Genomic DNA, 19,094 nt, shown 5'->3' on the forward strand with positions numbered 1-19,094 from the left:
CCACTGTTCTGTCGGCTCTAGCTCTTGACGTTGAGCAGCGAGTCGAGCTTCTTGTCGTACTCCTGCGCGAGCGCCTTGAGGTCGGACGCGTCACGGATCTTGGAGAAGAACTCCTCCATCACGTTGCCCGCCTCGACCGAGGCCCAGCCGGGAGCGGCGGGCGTCAGCTTGGAGTTCGACGCCGACTCGATGAGCGCCTTCGCGAACTGGTCGTCGCCCAGCGAGGAGGTGTACTTCGAGTTCGCCGGGCCCAGGCCGTTCTGGCCGAGCATCTCCTGGTACTCCTTCGAGAAGATGATCTTCAGGAGGGTCTTCGACAGGCCCGGCTCCTTGGTCTTCGCCGAGATGCCGATGTTGGAGCCGCCGGCGAACACCGGGGCCGGCTTGCCGTCGTTGCCCGGGAGCACGAAGGTGCCGAAGGTGGCGTCGTTCCAGGTGCGGACCGGCTTGCCGTCCTTCTGCGACAGGTCGCCGATCGACCAGTGCGCCCAGCCCGGAGCCATGATCGTCGCGGCGGCGAGCGACGTGTCGCCCGTCTTGTTGCCGTTCGCGTCCAGCGTCTGGTCGGTGTCGTTCAGGTAGATGTACTGGTTCGAGTCCTTGGCGTCGTTCGGCGCCTTGGACGCGTTCTTGTACAGGTCCTGGAGCTGCTGGAGGCCCTTGAGCGAGTTCTCCGACTCGAGGGTGCCCTTCCACTTGCCGCCCTTCTCCTGCGCGATGTCTCCGCCGTTGGCGAAGATCCAGGAGATGCCGTCGCGCCAGTCCTGGCCGCCGAGGAAGAAGCCGGAGAAGTTGGAGATGTTCTTCGGGTTCTTCGCCGTGATGTCGGCGACGGCGGTGTTGAACTGGTCGAGCGTGGTCGGGACCGAGACGCCGGCCGCCTGGTAGACGTCCTTGCGGTAGAACATGTAGCGCGAGCCGAAGTAGTACGGCAGCGTGTAGTTCTTGCCGCCGACCTTGCCCGCGTCGACGAACGACTGCAGCAGATCGCTGCCGCCGAGCTCCTTGTACATGTCGGAGATGTCGAGGAACGCGCCCACGTTGGTGAACGTCGGCGACTGGGTGTTGCCCATCTCCGTCACGTCCGGCGTGTTGTTCGCGTCGGGCAGCGCGGTGGTGAGCTTGGTGACGATGTCGCCCCAGTCCTGCTGCTCGATCTTGAGGGTGGCTCCGGTCTCCTTGTTGAACTCCGTCTTGAGGTAGTTCCGCAGCTTGTCCGGGGTGTCCGAGCCGACGAGCCACAGGGTGACCGTCTTGCCCTTGCCGTCGGTGCTGGCTCCCGTGGAGCCTCCCGAGGCGCATCCGGCGAGCACGAGAGCGGAAGCCGTAGCCACAGCGGCGAGGCCGACGAGCTTTCTCTTCATTGCTGGTTCCTTTCGTGATGGTCAGTGTGTGCGGGTGCAGCACACCGGCGGTGCAGGGGTCAGGTTTCGGGCGGTGCTGTGTGTCATGAGACCCCGAGTCGTCCGGAGAGGACGAGAACGGCCGCGCCGCGCAGGACGATGTCCTGCCCTTGCGTGGTCATCCGGACGGACAGGTCGGCGTGGTTCTCCGCCATGGTCCGGTTCCGGAGCGTGTGGACGGTCGCTTCGGCGAGCGGTCCGTCGAGCAGTTCGGTCGGACCCGCGAGCACGATCTCCGACAGGTTGAGGGCGCCCACGACGGGCGCGAGGGCGATGCCGAGGCGCTGGCCGGCCTCGCGGAGCACGGGGGTCGCATCCTGAGCCGCCGTGTGGGCCTCGTGGATGCCGCGCTGCAGCTGCGGGACGCTGAGCCAGTGCTCGAGCACCTGGTCCCGGTTGTACGTCGTCTCGAGCCCGAGGTCGGTCCCGACCATGACCTGGCCGATCTCGCCCGCCGCGAAGTGGCTGCCGTAGACGAGGGCACCGGCGACAAGGAGCCCGGCGCCGATGCCGTGGCCGACGCGGATGAGCATCATGTCGCCGGCCGCTCCCCCGTAGGTGTGCTCGGCGAGCGCCGCCGCGTTCGCGTCGTTGGCCACGATGACCGGGAGGCCGGTGCGGTCCGCGAGGTGCTGCTGCAGCGCGAGGTCGGTCCAGCCGAGGTTCGGAGCGGTGAGGATGGTGCCGCTCAGGTCGACGACACCGGGCGATCCGACGCCGATGCCCAGGATGGGCGCGGTGGCGTCCGCGACGAGGGCGTCGACGAGGGCGTCCACCTTGGCGAGCGCCGCGTCGCCCGTGGCGTCGTCGAGCATGACCTCTTCGGACGCGATGATGGCGCCGTCGAGGTCCATCACCGCGCCGCGGAAGCGGTCGTGGTCGCTGAGGTCGACGCCGACGATCTGGTGGGCGCTGCGGTTGATGTCGAGCAGGACCGCCGGCTTGCCCGGGCGGGCCGACTCGCGCTGACCCAGCTCGATCACGAGGCCCTCGGCGAGCAGCTCGGCGACGAGGTCGGAGATGGTGACGCGAGTGAGCCCCGTCTCGCGGGCGAGGTCGGCACGGCTGCGCTCCCCCGAGCGGTAGAGGGTCTGCAGGACGAGCGACCGGTTGTGGCTGCGGGCGTGCTCCGGGAGCACTTTGGCACGGGGGCGGAGCACCCGCCCCGGGCCCAGCCCGCCGGTGCTGCCTTGCACCTCCGTCGTCGTCATGTTTGTTAGTAAAGCTTACGAACAAATGAAATGCAAGCGACGAAACGAACTCGTTACATCCGGAGCCTCACCCGAGCAGCGCTTCGTGCGCGAGGTCGAGCAGGCGGCGGGTGCGGAACTCCTCGTGCGCGGTGATGGTGAGCACGGCGCCGCGCGCATCATCCACGACGACGTACTGCCCGTACCGCCCGTCGAAGCGCCACAGCCCGGACGGCCCCTCCCACACCGCGATGCCGTAGCGGTCGGTGGCCGGGTCCTCCCCCGTATCGACCCAGTTCGCGTGCATCCCGTCGATCCACTCGGCGCTGACGATCCGCCGCCGCCACCACTCGCCCCGGTCGCGCAGCACGCGGCCGATGCGGGCAAGCTCGCTGGTGCGCAGCTGCAGACCGGTGCCGCCGACGATGTAGCCGAGCGGGCACCGCATCCACTGCGGGTTGTCGATCTCGAGAGGTCCGAACAGGCGCGGGAGCAGCCAGTCGCGCACGTCGCCGACCCGAGCGGCAAGCATCCGCATGGCGACGTAGGTGCTGGCGTCGGAGTATTGGAAGTGCGCGCCCGGCCCGCGGCTCGGACGCCGCAGCATCTCCTGCGCGAGGTCTCGCCCCGGCACCGGCTGGTCGCCGAACCAGACGAAGTCGATCCCGCTCGACATGGTGAGCAGGTGGCGCAGAGTCACCCTGTCGACCCCGTCGCCGAGATCGAGCTCCGGAAGCGTCTCGGCGACCGTCGTGTCGAGCGACAGGATGCCCTCGTCGACCGCGATCCCGGCGGCGAGCGCGCTGACGCCCTTGGACACGGAGTACAGGTTCTCGCGGTCGTCGCTGCGCCAGCGATGCTCGGCCTCGTCGTCGCCGACCAGCGCGTGAGCGCCGTACGCGCCGAGCGCCTCCCGGTCGACGGAGCGGACGAAGCGGTGCAGCAGCTGATCGGCGTCGGTCATGCCTCCATTGTGACCCGGGCCGGTGACATCCGGCGGCCGGCGCGGGACTACGCTCCTGGCATGACCGACGCCTCCCGCACCTCCACCCGCACCCCCTTCTCGCTCGCCGGATCGCGCGCGCTCGTGACGGCCGCCAGCCGCGGCCTCGGCCGCGAGATCGCGCTCGAACTCGCCGGCCAGGGCGCCGACGTGATTCTCGGGGTGCGCGATCCGGAAGGCTCGGCGGAACTCGTCGACGAGCTGAGGGCCTTCGGCGTGCAGGCGACGGCGATCCGGATGGACGTGCTCGACCTGGCCGCGTGCCGCACCGCGATCGATGCCGCCATCGCCGAGCTGGGGCCGATCGACATCCTCGTCAACAACGCCGGCGGCGGGATCGACGCGCCGGCCCTGGACGTGACCGAGGAGGACTTCGAGCACGTCTGGGCGCTGAACACCCGCTCGACGTTCTTCCTGTCGCAGCACCTCGCGAAGAGCATGCGCGAGAACGGCGGCGGCTCGATCGTCAACGTCGCCTCGCAGGCCGGCCTCGTCGCGCTGCCCGGGGAGGCGTCCTACTGCTCCGCCAAGGCCGCGGTCGTGCATCTCACCCGCTGCCTCGCGGTCGAGTGGGGCGAGTACGGCATCCGGGTCAACGCCGTCGCACCGACGTTCATCGAGACCGACGGGACCGCCGCCGCTCTCTCGGACGACGCGTTCCGCGCCGACACCGTCGAGCGCATCGCCGCCCTCCACCGCATCGGCGAGCCGCGGGAGGTGTCGGGCGCGGTGGCGTTCCTGGCGTCCCCGTCCGCCTCCCTCATCACCGGCCAGACGCTAGCGATCGACGGCGGCTGGACCGCCCGCTGAACCCGTGAACGATTCGCGCCGAATGTGCGCTATTCGTCACGAACAGCGCACATTCGGCACGAATGCGGCGGGGTGAGGCGGGGATCAGCCCAGGCGCGCCTTCAGGTTCTCGGCGATCGCGTCCAGGAACTCCTCGGTCGTGAGGAACTTCTGGTCCGGGCCGACGAGGAGCGCGAGGTCCTTCGTCATCTTGCCCTCTTCGACCGTCTTCACCACGACGTCCTCGAGGGTGTGGGTGAAGTCGATGAGCTCCTGGTTGCCGTCGAGCTTGCCACGGTGCGCGAGGCCGCGCGTCCAGGCGAAGATCGAGGCGATCGGGTTCGTCGAAGTCGGCTTGCCCTGCTGGTACTGGCGGTAGTGGCGGGTGACCGTCCCGTGCGCGGCCTCCGCCTCGACGACCGAGCCGTCCGGGGTGGTCAGCACCGAGGTCATCAGGCCGAGCGAGCCGAAGCCCTGCGCGACGGTGTCGGACTGGACATCGCCGTCGTAGTTCTTGCAGGCCCAGACGTAACCGCCCTCCCACTTGAGGCTGGAGGCGACCATGTCGTCGATGAGGCGGTGCTCGTAGGTGAGGCCGGCCGCGTCGAACTTCTCCTTGTACTCGGCGTCGAAGACCTCCTGGAAGAGGTCCTTGAAGCGGCCGTCGTACGCCTTCAGGATGGTGTTCTTGGTCGACAGGTAGACCGGGTACTGGCGGTCGAGACCGTAGTTGAACGAGGCGCGGGCGAAGTCGCGGATCGACTCGTCCTGGTTGTACATGCCCATCGCGACGCCGGCGCCCGGCGCCTGGTAGATCTCGAACGACTGCGCCTCGCCGCCGTCGGCGGGCTGGAAGCTCATCGTGAGCGTGCCGGGGCCGTCGAAGACGAAGTCGGTGGCGCGGTACTGGTCGCCGAAGGCGTGACGGCCGATGACGATCGGCTTGTTCCAGCCGGGGACGAGCCGCGGGATGTTGGAGATGATGATCGGCTCGCGGAAGACGACGCCGCCGAGGATGTTGCGGATCGTGCCGTTCGGGCTGCGCCACATCTTCTTCAGGCCGAACTCCTCGACACGTGCCTCATCCGGCGTGATGGTGGCGCACTTGACGCCGACACCGTGCTTCTGGATGGCGTGGGCCGCGTCGATCGTGATCTGGTCGTCGGTCTCGTCGCGCTTCTGGATGCCGAGGTCGTAGTACTCGAGGTTCACGTCGAGGTACGGGTGGATGAGGGATTCCTTGATCGCCTTCCAGATGATGCGCGTCATCTCGTCGCCGTCGAGTTCGACGACCGTTCCTTCGACCTTGATCTTGTCCATGGTTCTCCTGAGTCTGTGCCGTTTGAGCCGACGACAGCTTAGCCGAGCGCGAGAACTATCTTGACATCGAGACACTTTCTCCCGGCGAATCGTCGGCTGGGAGGGAGCTATGCCGGGGTCGTTCGCGCACGTTACGCTTTCGTCATGGCTGAGTTGAGACTGGAAGAGTTGAGCGCGCGCACCGTCGTGGCGGCGAACGCGCTCACGCTGAAGCCGGGCCAGGAGCAGTTCGTCGCTCCGGTCTCCTACTCGGCGGCGGCCGCCATCCCGGACCCGAACACCTCCTGGCAGCGCGTGGTCCTCGACGGCGACGACGTGGTCGCGTTCATCATGGGCAGCTTCGACCCGAACGCCGAGCACGAGGAGTTCAAGGCCATCCTCTGGCGCATCAACGTGGACGCGGACGACCAGGGTCGCGGCATCGGGACGTTCGCCGTCCGGGCCCTCGCCGAGGAGGCACGCCAGCGCGGTCTGCAGCGCCTCTACGTCATCTGGGAGTCGGGCGAGCTCGGCCCCGAGCAGTTCTTCCTGCGCAGCGGTTTCCAGCCGGTCGGCGAGACGCAGTACGGCGAGACGATCGGTGCCCTCGAGCTCTGACGAGGTCCCCTTCGTCGAGCGGGTGCTCGAGGTCGTGGACGCGATCCCTCCCGGCCGGGTCATGACCTACGGCGACGTCGCCGCAGCCCTCGGCTCCCGGGCGGCGCGGATGGTCGGCCAGATCATGGCGTACTACGGCGGCTCGGTCCCGTGGTGGCGCGTCGTGCGGGCGAGCGGACATCCGCCCGCGAACCACGAGCACATCGCACTCCAGCACTACCGCGCGGAGGGCACCCCGCTTCTGGGGGTGGGCACCGCGGCGTACCGGGTCGACCTGCGGGCGGCCCGCTACGATGGCGCGGGGAGTCATCCCTCCGACCGATGATCCCCTCAGTTTCGTCGTGTTGACTTGCATCACGTTCGTTCACCGTTCACCGTTCCCTGGAGCTGCCGTGCCCCGCATCCGTACCGCCGGAGTCATCGCGACGACGATCGCGCTCGCCCTGGCCCTGTCCGGATGCTCGGTGATCACCGCGTTCGAGCCGCACGTCTCGTCGGAGATCTACGACACGGCGAAGGACATGAAGGCCGCGAACACCGCCGTCTTCGGCTCGCCGAAGTTCGTCCCCGACGACGCCACGATCATCCGCGTCGACTACGACACGCAGGACGGCTCGGCGATCATGACGTACACCTCCAAGACCCACGTGGTCCCCGGCACGTGCGCGAAAGAGGTGCCGGTGCCCAAGCCGACCATCCAGGACAGCTGGTGGCCGGTCGACGGTCTCCCCGCCAAGGCCGGCGACTGCGGAGGCGGCTGGTCCGGCTTCGCCATCGGCGACCAGGTCTTCGCCGCCAAGGCGCCGCACTCGTCGTAGGGGCCCTCGCCTCAGTGGAACTGCGGGACGATCAACCAGATCCCGTAGAGCACAGCCGCGACGCCGATCGCGAAGCACACCACCGCGCCGACGGTCGCCGCGACCGGTCGCCGGCCGGTGCGGACCGACGCCGCGCCGTCCTCCGCGTCCAGCGGCGCTCCGACCGCGAGGAGCCGCAGGGCGACCGCGTACGACACCACCACCACGACGGTGGCGAGCAGCGCCACCAGGAACACCACGACGAACGACCCCCAGTCGACGCCGAGGAACGACCCCTGGGGCGCCGCGGCGTGGACGCTGAACCCGCGCATCCTCATCCCTCCTGTCCCACGGCGACCGGCTCGGCGTCCGTCGCCTCCGTCTCATCGGTCTCGTTGACGTTGTGCCGGTTCACCGGGTTGCGGCGGGAGAGCCCGTAGATCAGCAGCCCGGCGAGAAGGCCGAACACCGCCACGCCGATCAGCCCGATCACGCTCGTAGACGCGATCCACGCGGCGAGCCCGCCGACCAGCGCGGCCGCCGGCAGGGTGATCACCCACGCGGTGGCGATGCGCCCGACCACGCCCCAGCGCACCGAGGCCAGCTTCTTGCCCATCCCGCTGCCGACCACGGCGCCCGAGGTGACCTGCGTCGTCGAGAGTGCGAAGCCGAGGTGCGACGAGACGAGGATGGTCGCGGCCGACGACGTCTCGGCGGCGAAGCCCTGCGGCGGCTTCACGTCGGTGATGCGCTTGCCGACCGTGCGCATGATGCGCCAGCCGCCGAGGTAGGTGCCGAGCGCGATCGCCAGTCCGCAGGAAGCGATCACCCAGAGCGGCGGAGCACTCCCGGACGGCAGCGATCCCGCGGCGATGAGGGTGAGGGTGATCACGCCCATCGTCTTCTGCGCGTCGTTGGTGCCGTGCGCGAGCGACACGAGGGACGCGGACACCGTCTGGCCGTGCCGGAAGCCCGACTCGGCGCCGTGCACGCGGGCGTTGCGGGTGATCCGGTATGCCGCGTAGGTCGCCACGAGAGCGACGATGCCCGCGACGAACGGGGAGAGCAGGGCCGGGATGACGACCTTGCTGAGCAGCACGCCCCAGTCCACCGCCCCGAACCCGGCGCCGATGACCGCAGCGCCGATGAGGCCGCCGAACAGCGCGTGGGTCGAGCTCGACGGAAGCCCGAAGTACCAGGTGACGAGGTTCCACAGCACCGCGCCGATCAGCCCGGCGAAGATCATGGTCGGGGTGATGTCGACACCCGAGGAGCCCTCCTTGATCACGCCTCCGGAGATGGTCTGCGCCACCGCCGTCGACAGGAACGCGCCGACTAGGTTGAGCACGGCCGAGATGGCGACGGCGGTGCGCGGCTTCAGCGCGCCGGTGGCGACCGAGGTCGCCATCGCGTTGGCGGTGTCGTGGAAGCCGTTCGTGAAGTCGAAGACGAGCGCGACGACGATCACGGCGGCGACCGTGACGAGCATGTCCATGCGGTCGGTCCTTCCGTCGGGTGGGACGCCCATGCGCGTCCCACCCCTGCCTACGCCGATCCGGCCGGTCGTTTTTTAACGGGAGGTGAATTGTTCAGCCGACGGGGATGGTCAGCTCGATGATCGTGCCGAGGCCCGCGACCGAGCGCACGTCCGCCCGTCCCGACACCGTCTCGACGCGGTCACGGATCCCCTCGAGGCCGCCGCCCGGCTCGATGCGCGCGCCGCCCTGGCCGTCGTCCTTGACCACGACCGCGACCGTCGAATCCGTTCGCGTCACGGAGACCGAGCAGTTGCGCGCGCGGGAGTGCTTCGCCGCGTTCGCGAGCGCCTCGGAGACGCAGTAGTAGATGGTCTCCTCGACGACCTCCGGCAGCCGCTCCCCCACATCCACGTGCACCTCGACGGGCAGGTGGCTGCGCATCGCGAGCTCGTCGATCGCCGAACGGAGGTCGCCGTCGGTGAGCACGGTCGGGTGGATGCCGCGGGCGAGCTCGCGAAGCTCCCGCAGCGCGTCCGCCAGCTGGTCGGAGGCGCGCTGCAGGTCGCCGGCGAGCTCCTCGTCGCCGTGGGCCTCCGCCTTCGCGGTCGCGATCCGCAGGCTGATCGCCAGGGACACGAGCTGCTGCTGGCTGCCGTCGTGCAGGTCGCGCTCCAGCCTCCGGCGGGCCAGGTAGCCCTCCTCGACGAGGCGGAGGCGCGACTGGCGCAGCTCCTGGATGGTGCGCTCCAGCCGCGCGCGCAGCCGGTCGTTGTCCACCGAGAGCAGCAGGGCGGAGGACACGGCGTCGAGCAGGCGGTCGTCCTGACTCAGCGCCACGTCGTGCTCGATCAGCGCGATCGGACCCTGGTCCGAATCGATCGCCAGGGTCGAGCGGCCCGGTCGCGTCGCCGTGACGGCGTCCTCGGCCGGGATGCCGTCGCTGGTCTGGTACGCCTGCAACGGCTCGTCCCACCAGAACACGCGCAGGGACGAGTCGTGCAGCGTCCGCGCGAGGCTCGACTCCCACAGGCCGCGGTCGACCTTGTCGCGGGCGACGATCACGAGGTCGGCGACACGCGACCGCAGCCCGCGCGCGTACAGCACGCCGCCGACGAAGGCCGGCGGGATGAGCGCGATCGCGACCGGGGGGATGAACTGGAGCCAGCCGCCGTCCCAGCCGAGCGCGAAGCTCAGCGAGTCCTGGACGGTGCCGTAGCACCACAACAGGATGGCCAGCGGCATGACGAACGCGACCCGGCGTGCGGGCAGCGAGCTCGTGAACCAGCGCGTGATCAGCCGGACGGCGACGGTGACCATCAGTGCCAGCCCGACGATGCGCCAGCCGATCCCGAGCCAGTAGTCCGCCGTGTCGCTCGGCAGCAGCGCGTACGGGTTGGCGGCGCAGCCGCACTCGGCCGGTTCGGGCGACGAGAACAGCAGGATGCCGCCCAGCCGGATCGCGAAGGCGACCGTCACAGCGAGCACGAGCGCCCGGTCGAAGCGCGCCGTCAGCCGCCCGGTGGGATAACAGAGCACCAGGATGCCGACCAGCACTGCCCAGAGATCGGTGACGCCCTCGACCCACGGCCAGACCCAACCCCACTGCCGGACCAGCGGGTACCAGGCTCCCGCCGACCAGAAGAGTGCGGCGCCGACCATCAACCACCCCGCGATCGGGCTGCGGACCAACCGCCACGCGACGACCCCGCACACGATGTAGTCGAGAGCCACGGCGACGAAGATGATCGCCCAGACGGCTCCCGATGGACGCGGGCCGTAGTCGTTCAGCATCGCGCTCATCACCTGGGCCAGCACGTTCGACGCGACCGCGATCGTCACCGCGAGGGCGCGCAGCGTCAGCCGAGCCCAGTGCGGACGCGCGGCGGGCGCGGCGATCGCCGTCGTCGTGGGCACCGGCCGCGTGGCGACCATGGGGTCAGACGTCCCGGCCCAGGAACCGCAGCACGGCGAGCACGCGGCGATGCCCCTCGGCCGAGTCCTCGACGTCGAGCTTCGCCATGATGTGGCCGATGTGCGACTCGACCGTGCGCAGGCTGAGGTGCAGCTCGGTCGCGATGCCCACGTTCGACTTGCCCTCGGCCATCAGGCGGAGCACGTCCCGCTCCCGGGTGGACAGGGCCTCCACGGCCGCCTCCGAGGAGCGGGCGTTCACCAGCAGCTGCACGACCTCCGGGTCGACGACGGATCCCCCGCGGGCGACCGTGCGCACGGCGGTGACGAGCGTATCCGCGTCGGCCACGCGATCCTTCAGCAGGTAGCCGGTCCCGCTGCCGGCGCTCATCGCCCGGATCGCGTAGGCGGCCGTCGTGTACATGGACAGCAGGAGGATGCCCGCGCGCGAGCCGTCGGCGCGGAGCCGTTCCAGCGCCCGCAGGCCCTCGTCGGTGTGCGTCGGCGGCATCTTGATGTCGAGGACGATGGCGTCGACGTTTTCCGCCCTCACCGCCTCGAGGAGCTCCTCCGCGGTGTCGACGGACGCGACGACGTCCATCCCACCCGCGCGCAGGATCTGGCCGATCCCCTCGCGCAGCAGCACTGCGTCGTCGGCGACGGCCACCCGGAGCGCGCGAGAACTGTCTGTCTGTCCCCCGCTCACGCCGCTTACACTAGCAGGCTGCGGATCGCCTCACCGCTCAGCTCCTCCTTGGTGATGAAACCCTTCGCCCCGCTGTCGGCGACCCGCCTCCCGTAGTCGGTGGCGGACCGGCTGGAGGTGAGGACCACCGCTACCCCGAAGCCCCGCATGACCGGGACGATGTCGAAGCCGCTCGCGTCTGGAAGGCCGATGTCGAGGAGCACGACATCGGGTGTCAGCCGCCTGCTCAACTCGACCCCTCCCGCCGCGGTGTCGCTGTCGCCGACCACGGTGAACCGCTCCAGACGGAGCAGCTCCGCAGCTTGGGCCCGGAACCGCTCGTGGTCGTCGACGATCACAACACGGAGAGACATACGGACATCATCACCGCACCAGCCCGGTTGTTCATCCGTGCCTCCACGCAATCGGATTCTGGTGACCCCCCGGATGCGGGTCACCACCATCGCGACGAGTATATGAGACAACCTCACCGACCCGAACGGCGAGGTGCCCCGGCCCGGGATACGGGCCGAGACCACCCGAGGAGAGCGGATGTCCATCGCGACCCGAACCGCCGGTCCGACCGGCCCGACCGCACTGCGCGCGACGGCCGAGGCGGGCGCGGTGGATCTTCCCGCTCCTCCCTCACCGATCGTCGTGATCGACCTCGCCCGCGTCGCCGACCGCTTCCGCGAGCTCCGCGGGCTGCTGCCGTGGATGGACGTCCGCTTCGATGTCTCCGCCCTCGCGCACCCCGCCTTGCTGTCCGCTCTGGCGTCGGACGGCGCCGGGTTCGTGGTGTCGCACGACGCCGGCCTGCCGGTGCTGCAGCGCTGCGTCCCGGATGCGCGCAGCGTGCTGCACGCGACGCCCGGCTCGGGCTGGCCGCGACGGCGTGCCGCGTGGGAGGCGGGTGTCCGCCGCTTCGTCGTCGACGACCCCCGCGACCTGGACGAGTTCGCCACCGCGCCCGCGGGCACCGCGGTCCTCCTCCGCCTGCACCCGGACGACGCCGTCGAGGCGGCACGGCACGCGCGGAGCCTGGGCATCCGCGTCGCCGGACTCTCGCTGCGCGTCCCGCGGACGGCGGGCGACGATGAGCTGCTGGACGCCGTGCAGTCCGCCGTCGTCGCGAGCGGCCGTGTCGCCGGCGTCCTCGGCGAGCGCCTCGAACTGCTCGACCTCGGCGAGGCGCTGTCCGGCCCCATGGCCGGCCCCTCGACGCACATCGCCGCACTCGGCCGGTGCATCCGCGGCCTCGTCGCCCCCGCGACCTCGCGCATGAACGTCATCGCGTCCGCGGGCCGCTCGGTCACCACGGACGCCATCACCATCGTCTCGGGCACCGCGGAGCGCTACGCCGACACCGCGACCGCGAGCGAGTACATCGACGCCGGCGCGGAGGTCCTGGTGCTGCGCCGCCGTCGCCGCATTCCGCGCCCTCTGCGCGCACGATCCACCTGGTCCCCGGCGGGCTGACTCGACCCCTCCCCCGCCGGCTCCTGGCCGGAGACGGCCGCGGGGACCACGGGATTGCTTCCCGTGGTCCCCGCGGGACCGTCGCCGCGCTCCTACACGAGCGAGTCGCGCCAGGCCGCGTGCAGCTGGGCGAAGCGCCCGGTGCCCGCGATCAGGTCGTCGGGCGTGCCGTCCTCGACGACGCGTCCGTGCTCCATCACCAGCACCCGGTCGGCGATCGCGACCGTCGACAGGCGGTGCGCGATGATCACCGCGGTGCGGTCGGCGAGCAGTGTCTGCAGCGCCTCCTGCACGAGGCGCTCGCTCGGGATGTCGAGCGAGCTGGTGGCCTCGTCCAGGATCAGAACCGCGGGGTCGGCGAGGAACGCCCGGGCGAACGAGATCAGCTGGCGCTGGCCCGCGGACACCCGGCCGCCGCGCTTGTTCACGTCGGTGTCGTAGCCGTTCGGCAGGCCCTCGATGAACTCGTGCGCGCCGACCGCCTGGGCCGCGTGCACGATCTCCTCCCGCGTCGCGTCCGGCTTGCCGAGCGCGATGTTGTCGGCGACCGAGCCGCTGAACAGGTAGGCCTCCTGGGTGACCATGACGATCGCGCGACGCAGGTCCTTCGGGTGCAGGTCACGCAGGTCCACGCCGTCCAGCTGCACCGAGCCCGCGCTCGGGTCGTAGAACCGCGAGATCAGCTTGGCCAGCGTGGACTTGCCCGCGCCGGTCGACCCCACCAGTGCGACCGTCTGCCCTGCCGGGATGTCGAGCGTGAACTCCGGCAGGATGACCCGGTCCTTCTTGTAGGCGAAGGTGACGTCGTCGAACCGGACGTGGCCCTGCGACGACCACAGGTCGACCGGCTTCACGGGGTCCGGGACGCTCGGCTCCTCCTCCAGGACGCCCGAGATCTTCTCGAGCGCGGCCGCGGCCGATTGGTAGGAGTTGTAGAACATCGCCATCTCCTCGATCGGGTCGAAGAACCGGCGCGTGTAGAGGAGCACCGCGAGCAGCACGCCGATCGCCAGCTGGCCGTCGGCGACCCGGAAGCCGCCGACGAGCAGCACGACGCCGACCGCGACGTTTCCGATCATCACGAGACCGGGGTCGAAGATCCCGAACAGCTGGATGACGCGGGCGTTCACATCCCGGTAGTCCTCGACCAGGCCGCCGAACTCCTTCTCGTTGCGCTTCTCCTTGCGGAACGCCTTGACCGCGCGGATGCCGGTCATGGTCTCCACGAAGTGCACGATCAGCTTCGCCGACGCCACCCGGGAGATGCGGAACAGCACCTGCGAGCGCTTCTGGAACCAGCGGGTCAGCAGGTACAGCGGCACCAGCGAGCACACCAGCACCACGCCGCTCTGCCAGTCCAGCGCGAACAGGGCGATCGCGATGAACAGCATGTACAGCACGCCCTGAACGAGCTGGTTGATGCCGGAGTCGAGCAGCTCGCGGATGGAGTCGAGGTCGCTGGTCTGCCGCGAGATGATGCGGCCGGACGTGTACGACTCGTGGAACTCCAGCGAGAGCTTCTGCGTGTGCAGGAACACCCGCTTGCGCAGGTCGATCAGGATGGCCTGGCTGATCCGCGCGCTCAGCACCGTATACCAGGCGATCAGGACGGCGCCGATGACACCGGTGATCAGGTACGCGGTGCCGGCGGCGGCCAGCGGGAACCAGTCCTGCTTCAGCAGCGCGGGCAGGCCGTTGTCGATGCCGTACGCGATGATCGCGGGGCCCGCGACCTGGCCGGCCGTGGACACCACGACCACGATCGCGGTCAGCACCAGCCGCATCCGCAGCGGGTGCAGCAGCGAGCCGAGCAGGCGCAGCGACCGGCGCCGCACCTGGCGGCTCTCCTGCTTGTTGAGGTCGTTGCGCTCCTCGCCCTCGACGCCCAGCACAGTCGTCGTGCTCACAGGTTCACCTCCTCGAGGATCTCTTCGTTCTCGTCGTCCTCCAGGCTGGAGATGACGAATCGGTAATGCTCGCTGGTGGCGAGCAGGTCGTGGTGCGTGCCGACGGCCGTGACCTTGCCGTCCTCCAGCAGGGCCACCCGGTCGGCGAGCATCACCGTGGACGGGCGGTGCGCGACGATCAGCGCGGTGGTGGATGCCAGCACCCGGCGCAGGGCGGCCTCCACCAGGGCCTCGGTGTCGACGTCCAGCGCGGAGAGCGGGTCGTCGAGCACCAGGATGCTGGGGTTGGCCGCGACCGCGCGGGCGAGCGCCAGGCGCTGCCGCTGGCCGCCGGACAGGCTGAGCCCCTCCTCGCCGACCTTCGTCTCGACGCCCTCGGGGAGGTCGTAGACGAAGCCCGCCTGCGCCACCTCGAGCGCCTCGGTCAGCACCCGCTCGGCCTCCGCCGACGCGGGGTCGAGGTCGTCGCGTCCGAGCAGGACATTGTCCCGCACGGACGCGGAGAACAGCGTCGCGTCCTCGAACGCCATGGCGATGGCCTTGCGCAGGTCGTAACGGGTGAGGTCGCGCACATCCACGCCGTCCACCTTCACCGCACCGCCGGTCACGTCGTACAAGCGTGTGGTGAGCGCGGTCAGCGTCGACTTGCCGGAGCCCGTCAGACCGACCAGGGCCATCGTCTCGCCGGGGCGCACCGTCAGCCGGATGCCGTCGAGCAGGTCCGGGAAGCGCTCGGGCGAGTCCTGGTAGCGGAAGTGCACGTCGTCGAAGACGAGCTCGCCGCGCGGGTCGGTGATCTTCTTCGGATCGGCGGGGTCGGTGATCGTGTTGACCTCGTCCATCACCTCGAAGAAGCGGTCGGCCGCGGTGCGCGTGTCGAACGTCATCGAGAGCAGGAAGCCGATCGACTCGATCGGGAACCGCAGCACAGTCGCCGTCGCGAAGAACGCGACCAGCTCGCCGACCGACAGCTGCCCCTGGGCGGAGAGCCACACGCCGACCACCAGGCAGATCGCGAACGCGACGTCCGGGATCAGCAGCAGCCAGAGCCAGATGCCGGCGATCGCCTTGGCCTTCTCGATCTCGGTGCCGCGTAGCTGCTCCGCCTGCGACTCGAAGTTCTTCAGGGCGTGCTTGCCGCGTCCGAACGCCTTGAGCACGCGGATGCCGTGCACCGACTCCTCGACGGCCGTCGCGAGGTCGCCCGCCTGGTCCTGGCTGCGCCGAGCCACGATCGAGTACTTCTTCTCGAAGACGAAGCCGTAGATCCACAGCGGCACCGAGCACACCAGGAAGATGGTGCCCAGCAGCCAGTTCCAGCCGATCAGGATGGCGAAGCCGACGATGATCGTCACCACGTTGACGACGAGCAGCACGATGCCGAACGACAGCCAGCGCCGGATCATGCTCAGGTCGCTGACGGCGCGCGACAGCAGCTGGCCGCTCGGCCAGCGGTCGTGGAAGGCGACCGGGAGGTCTTGCAGCTGCTCGTACAGCGCGTTGCGCATCCGCGCCTCGACGTGCGTGCCCGGAGTGAGCACGAACCAGCGGCGGAGCGAGATGAACACGGCCTCAGCGGCGCCCAGCCCGACCACCAGCAGCGCGGCCGGCCACACGGCGGCCGGATCGCCGGTCGAGAGCGGGCCGTCGACCAGCCACCGCAGCACCTGCGGGATGCTCAGCGCGACCAGGCTGGCGAGCAGCGCGGCCACCATGCCGAGCAGGATGCGGGGTGCGGCGGACTTGGCGAAGGGCAGGATGCGCAGCAGTGTGCGCACGGTGCTCTTCCGTGCGGTCGGGTTCTTCTTCTGTGCCGGGGCGACAGACATGGGTGTTCCGTTTTCTGTGAGTGGTCCGACATGGAGTCGGCGGCGACGCGCGTCGAGGAGTCGCCGAAGGCCTGCCGACGGTGGCAAGCCTCGCGTGAGTGAGGCGGAGCGCGGAGACCGCGCGGTGGTGGGCGGGACCTACCGCCCGGACGGTCGGGCTGCGGCCGCGAGCGCGGCGACGGACCCGGGCACGGTGTTCTTTCGTGCGGTCTCGATCGTCGTCATGGCGTCCTCCCAGCCTCGATGTATGCGTCCTGTGTGCCGCGACAAGGCAGCCCTACAGGATATTGCCAGGTTGCAGGATTACGCAACACTTTTTCTTGCTGGACACGCAGAACGCCGCCTCGGCCGAAGCCGGGCGGCGCCTCACGGGGTGACCGCGGTCAGCGGATCCGGATCGACAGGCAGGTGACGCAGCCCTCGAGCTTCTCGAACTCCGAGATGTCCACCTGGACGACCGTGTAGCCCAGGCTCTCGATCAGCGCCACCGACTGCGGCGCCGACGACGACATGAGCACCGTGTCGTCCGACAGGACGACGACGGCGGTGCCGTGCGCCTCCGGGACCGGCAGGAAGCGCTCGAACAGGCGCGGCTCGTCCACGATCGGCTCGTAGCCGATGACGGTGCCGTCCGGCAGCGCGGTGACCGCGGTCTTCAGGTGCAGCGCCTTGGTGACCGGCACCGCCACGACGGTGTAGCCGAGCGGAGCGACGATGGCGCGCAGCTGACGGATGCCCTCGGGGTTGGTGCGGCCGCCCTGCCCGACGTACACGGTCGAGCCGATCTTGAGCACGTCACCGCCCTCGAGCGTGCCCGGGGCCTCGATGCGCTCCAGTCGGAGCCCCTGCGCCCGCAGCGCCGCCTCGGTGCCCGCCGGCTCGGCCTGGCGCGACTCGGCGCCCGGCAGCGTGATCACCGCGGTGTCGCCGAAGACGACGGCGGTGTCCTCGACGAAGACGGAGTCGGCGAGGCGGTCGGCGCTGGCGACCTCGACGGTCTGCCAGCCGGCCTCGGACAGGGCGGCGACGTAGGCGTCCCACTGCTTGTCGGCGAGCTCCGTGTCCACCGGCTCGCGGTCGATGTGCGTGGTGAGGCCGTCGGCCAGGTTGGAGGCCGGGATGCGGACCAGCGCGATACGGCGCTCGGTGCGCTCCCCGCCCTCGATCGCGCGGTAGACGGCGTAGCCGGCGGTCGGGAACGCGATCGCGACCGACAGCCAGAACGGCAGGTTGATGCCGATGAAGGAGCCGAACAGCTGGCCCCAGGCGGCGCCCGAGAGCGTGACCTTCAGCACCGTGAACAGGATGATGGTGCCGAGCACCGTGCTCACCAAGGCGAGCACGATGCCCGACACGACTGCGATCCACCGCCGGTCGAACGCTCCGAGCAGACCGGCCGCGAAGCCGAGCACCAGGGCGACCAGCGCGTTCCATCCCACGTACGGCGTCGTGCTGGCGAGCGCCGCCGAGTTGAGCTGGCTGGCCACCAGGATCACGAACGTCGAGGCGACGAACGCGATCGCGGCGACGGCGACAGCGGCGGAGATGGATGCGGCGAGCCTGCGGCCCCAGGAAGACGTCATGGGAACCAGGCTAGCGGAGCGCTGCTATGCGTTCGCTGGCTCCCGGAGGCGGCCGAGGGCCAGCTCCTCGGCGGCCTGCAGCGTCGTGACGCCGTGCTCGTCGGCGGCGCGGAAGATCTCGGCGACCGTGTCCCCGATCCGCTCCACCCGCTCCTGGGTGGCCTCGGCGGTGACGCCCGGCTCGGACATCATGTCGAGGAAGATCACGCCGCCCGCGTTGACGACGAAGTCGGGCGCCCAGAGGATGCCCCGCGCCGCCAGTCGCTCCGCGCCCGAGCGCTCGGCCAGCTGGTTGTTCGCGGGCCCGACGACGGCGGCGACCCGCAGCTCGTCGATGACGCGGTCGGTCAGCACGCCGCCGACGCCGGCGGGGACGAAGAGGTCGCCCTCGACGCGGTGCGCCTCCTCCGGCTCCACCCAGGTGGCGCCGAGCGCGTCGGCCAGAGCTCGCTTGGCAGGGTTGACGTCCGTGACGGTCAGGACGGCGCCCTCGCCGGCGAGCCGCATGGCGATGATCGAGCCGACATGGCCGAGGCCGAGCACGGTGACGCGTCGGCCCGCGACGGAGCGGGTGCCGAAGGCGCGCTCCAGCGTGGCGAGCAGCCCCGCGTAGACGCCCGCGGCGGTCGCGTCGCTCGGCTCTCCGACGCCGCCCTCCGACGGCGGCAGGCCGCACACGTGCGCGGTACGGGAGGCGACGACGGACATGTCCTCAGCGCTCGTGCCGACGTCCTCAGCGGTCATGTAGCTGCCGCCCAGCGTCTCGACGGCGTCGCCGAGGTCGAGCATCGCCTCGTAGCGCTCGGTCGGGGTGAGGACGGTCCCTCGCGGGACGTAGACGACCGCCTTGCCGCCTCCGCGGTTGAGGCCCGCGGCCGAGTTCTTCATCGTCATGCCCTCGGCGAGGCGAAGCGAGTCGGCCACCGCCTCCTGCCAGGAGTCGTACGTCCAGACGCGGCAGCCGCCGAGGGCGGGGCCGAGGACGGTGGAGTGGACCGCGATGCTGATGGTGAGGCCGCTCCGCCTCCCCTTCACGACGTGCAGTGTTTCGTGCGGCAGGTCTGCGGGCAGGACGGACATCGGTGTCTCCTCGTGGGATCGCGGTGAAAATGGTTCAGCGGTC

Annotated in this window: 18 protein-coding genes; 5 read left to right on the plus strand and 13 right to left on the minus strand. The window is 70.1% G+C overall.

The annotated features are described in order from the left end of the window. Positions 1-17: 17 nt before the first annotated feature. From A0130_06860 to A0130_06870, 3 genes are all read right to left on the minus strand, one after another. Complete coding sequence (locus tag A0130_06860) at positions 18-1,364, minus strand: ABC transporter substrate-binding protein (GenBank protein ANF31422.1); 1,347 nt, start codon at positions 1,362-1,364, stop codon at positions 18-20. 83 nt (positions 1,365-1,447) lie between these two features. Beyond that, positions 1,448-2,614, minus strand: coding sequence for a sugar kinase (locus A0130_06865; GenBank protein ID ANF31423.1), 1,167 nt, complete (start codon positions 2,612-2,614; stop codon positions 1,448-1,450). Positions 2,615-2,681: 67 nt separating this feature from the next. Next, positions 2,682-3,557: a hydrolase gene (locus A0130_06870; protein ANF31424.1), complete on the minus strand. Its 876-nt coding sequence runs from the start codon at positions 3,555-3,557 to the stop codon at positions 2,682-2,684. Positions 3,558-3,617: 60 nt separating this feature from the next. Between A0130_06870 and A0130_06875 the strand changes: the two genes are divergently transcribed. Further along, on the plus strand, positions 3,618-4,406 hold the full coding sequence (locus A0130_06875; protein ID ANF33333.1) for a 3-oxoacyl-ACP reductase: 789 nt from the start codon (positions 3,618-3,620) through the stop codon (positions 4,404-4,406). A gap of 84 nt (positions 4,407-4,490) precedes the next feature. Here A0130_06875 and A0130_06880 read toward each other — a convergent pair whose 3' ends face one another. Beyond that, a complete protein-coding gene (locus A0130_06880) occupies positions 4,491-5,705 on the minus strand; it encodes an isocitrate dehydrogenase (protein ID ANF31425.1) in 1,215 nt (404 codons plus the stop codon). A gap of 144 nt (positions 5,706-5,849) precedes the next feature. Between A0130_06880 and A0130_06885 the strand changes: the two genes are divergently transcribed. From A0130_06885 to A0130_06895, 3 genes are all read left to right on the plus strand, one after another. Beyond that, the gene (locus A0130_06885) at positions 5,850-6,302 is read left to right on the plus strand and encodes an acetyltransferase (protein ID ANF31426.1); all 453 of its coding nucleotides are present in this window, start codon (positions 5,850-5,852) and stop codon (positions 6,300-6,302) included. Beyond that, a complete protein-coding gene (locus A0130_06890; GenBank protein ANF31427.1) occupies positions 6,286-6,627 on the plus strand; it encodes a DNA-binding protein in 342 nt (113 codons plus the stop codon). Before A0130_06885 ends, A0130_06890 begins: the two co-directional genes overlap by 17 nt. A gap of 67 nt (positions 6,628-6,694) precedes the next feature. Next, the gene (locus tag A0130_06895) at positions 6,695-7,120 is read left to right on the plus strand and encodes a hypothetical protein (GenBank protein ID ANF31428.1); all 426 of its coding nucleotides are present in this window, start codon (positions 6,695-6,697) and stop codon (positions 7,118-7,120) included. Positions 7,121-7,131: 11 nt separating this feature from the next. Here A0130_06895 and A0130_06900 read toward each other — a convergent pair whose 3' ends face one another. From A0130_06900 to A0130_06920, 5 genes are all read right to left on the minus strand, one after another. Next, a complete protein-coding gene (locus A0130_06900) occupies positions 7,132-7,431 on the minus strand; it encodes a hypothetical protein (protein ANF31429.1) in 300 nt (99 codons plus the stop codon). A gap of 2 nt (positions 7,432-7,433) precedes the next feature. Continuing rightward, on the minus strand, positions 7,434-8,594 hold the full coding sequence (locus A0130_06905) for a phosphate transporter (protein ID ANF31430.1): 1,161 nt from the start codon (positions 8,592-8,594) through the stop codon (positions 7,434-7,436). Positions 8,595-8,688: 94 nt separating this feature from the next. Next, positions 8,689-10,509, minus strand: a complete 1,821-nt coding sequence (locus tag A0130_06910; GenBank protein ANF31431.1) for a transcriptional regulator — start codon at positions 10,507-10,509, stop codon at positions 8,689-8,691. 4 nt (positions 10,510-10,513) lie between these two features. Next, positions 10,514-11,134 carry a DNA-binding response regulator gene (locus A0130_06915; protein ANF33334.1) on the minus strand — a complete coding sequence of 207 codons (621 nt, stop codon included), beginning with the start codon at positions 11,132-11,134 and terminating at the stop codon, positions 10,514-10,516. A gap of 65 nt (positions 11,135-11,199) precedes the next feature. Further along, a complete protein-coding gene (locus A0130_06920; GenBank protein ANF31432.1) occupies positions 11,200-11,547 on the minus strand; it encodes a nitrate/nitrite response regulator protein in 348 nt (115 codons plus the stop codon). A 178-nt stretch (positions 11,548-11,725) separates the two neighbouring features. Here A0130_06920 and A0130_06925 point away from each other — a divergent pair, with 178 nt between their 5' ends. Continuing rightward, entirely contained in the window at positions 11,726-12,652 is a 927-nt protein-coding gene (locus tag A0130_06925) for a hypothetical protein (protein ANF31433.1), read from the plus strand. A gap of 92 nt (positions 12,653-12,744) precedes the next feature. Here the strand turns inward: A0130_06925 and A0130_06930 are convergent, their stop codons facing one another. The 4 genes from A0130_06930 to A0130_06945 all read right to left on the minus strand — a co-directional run bounded on the left by A0130_06930 (position 12,745) and on the right by A0130_06945 (position 19,051). Continuing rightward, entirely contained in the window at positions 12,745-14,559 is a 1,815-nt protein-coding gene (locus tag A0130_06930; GenBank protein ANF31434.1) for an ABC transporter, read from the minus strand. Further along, positions 14,556-16,388 carry an ABC transporter gene (locus A0130_06935; protein ID ANF31435.1) on the minus strand — a complete coding sequence of 611 codons (1,833 nt, stop codon included), beginning with the start codon at positions 16,386-16,388 and terminating at the stop codon, positions 14,556-14,558. Before A0130_06935 ends, A0130_06930 begins: the two co-directional genes overlap by 4 nt. Positions 16,389-16,771: 383 nt before the next feature. Beyond that, positions 16,772-17,971, minus strand: a complete 1,200-nt coding sequence (locus A0130_06940) for a dimethylarginine dimethylaminohydrolase (GenBank protein ID ANF31436.1) — start codon at positions 17,969-17,971, stop codon at positions 16,772-16,774. Between the two features lie 24 nt (positions 17,972-17,995). After that, a complete protein-coding gene (locus A0130_06945; GenBank protein ANF31437.1) occupies positions 17,996-19,051 on the minus strand; it encodes a glutamate dehydrogenase in 1,056 nt (351 codons plus the stop codon). Between the last annotated feature and the right edge of the window lie 43 nt (positions 19,052-19,094).

Source organism: Leifsonia xyli, assembly GCA_001647635.1.
Taxonomy (GTDB): domain Bacteria; phylum Actinomycetota; class Actinomycetes; order Actinomycetales; family Microbacteriaceae; genus Leifsonia; species Leifsonia xyli_A.

Bases quoted from the DNA above. Each gene is read 5' to 3' on its own strand.
- A0130_06905 (ANF31430.1), bottom strand. From the start codon at position 8,594: ATGGACATGCTCGTCACGGTCGCCGCCGTGATCGTCGTCGCGCTCGTC.
- A0130_06865 (ANF31423.1), bottom strand. From the start codon at position 2,614: ATGACGACGACGGAGGTGCAAGGCAGCACCGGCGGGCTGGGCCCGGGG.
- A0130_06880 (ANF31425.1), bottom strand. From the start codon at position 5,705: ATGGACAAGATCAAGGTCGAAGGAACGGTCGTCGAACTCGACGGCGAC.
- A0130_06860 (ANF31422.1), bottom strand. From the start codon at position 1,364: ATGAAGAGAAAGCTCGTCGGCCTCGCCGCTGTGGCTACGGCTTCCGCT.
- A0130_06925 (ANF31433.1), top strand. From the start codon at position 11,726: ATGTCCATCGCGACCCGAACCGCCGGTCCGACCGGCCCGACCGCACTG.
- A0130_06920 (ANF31432.1), bottom strand. From the start codon at position 11,547: ATGTCTCTCCGTGTTGTGATCGTCGACGACCACGAGCGGTTCCGGGCC.
- A0130_06885 (ANF31426.1), top strand. From the start codon at position 5,850: ATGGCTGAGTTGAGACTGGAAGAGTTGAGCGCGCGCACCGTCGTGGCG.
- A0130_06945 (ANF31437.1), bottom strand. From the start codon at position 19,051: ATGTCCGTCCTGCCCGCAGACCTGCCGCACGAAACACTGCACGTCGTG.
- A0130_06870 (ANF31424.1), bottom strand. From the start codon at position 3,557: ATGACCGACGCCGATCAGCTGCTGCACCGCTTCGTCCGCTCCGTCGAC.
- A0130_06935 (ANF31435.1), bottom strand. From the start codon at position 16,388: ATGTCTGTCGCCCCGGCACAGAAGAAGAACCCGACCGCACGGAAGAGC.
- A0130_06940 (ANF31436.1), bottom strand. From the start codon at position 17,971: ATGACGTCTTCCTGGGGCCGCAGGCTCGCCGCATCCATCTCCGCCGCT.
- A0130_06900 (ANF31429.1), bottom strand. From the start codon at position 7,431: ATGCGCGGGTTCAGCGTCCACGCCGCGGCGCCCCAGGGGTCGTTCCTC.
- A0130_06910 (ANF31431.1), bottom strand. From the start codon at position 10,509: ATGGTCGCCACGCGGCCGGTGCCCACGACGACGGCGATCGCCGCGCCC.
- A0130_06875 (ANF33333.1), top strand. From the start codon at position 3,618: ATGACCGACGCCTCCCGCACCTCCACCCGCACCCCCTTCTCGCTCGCC.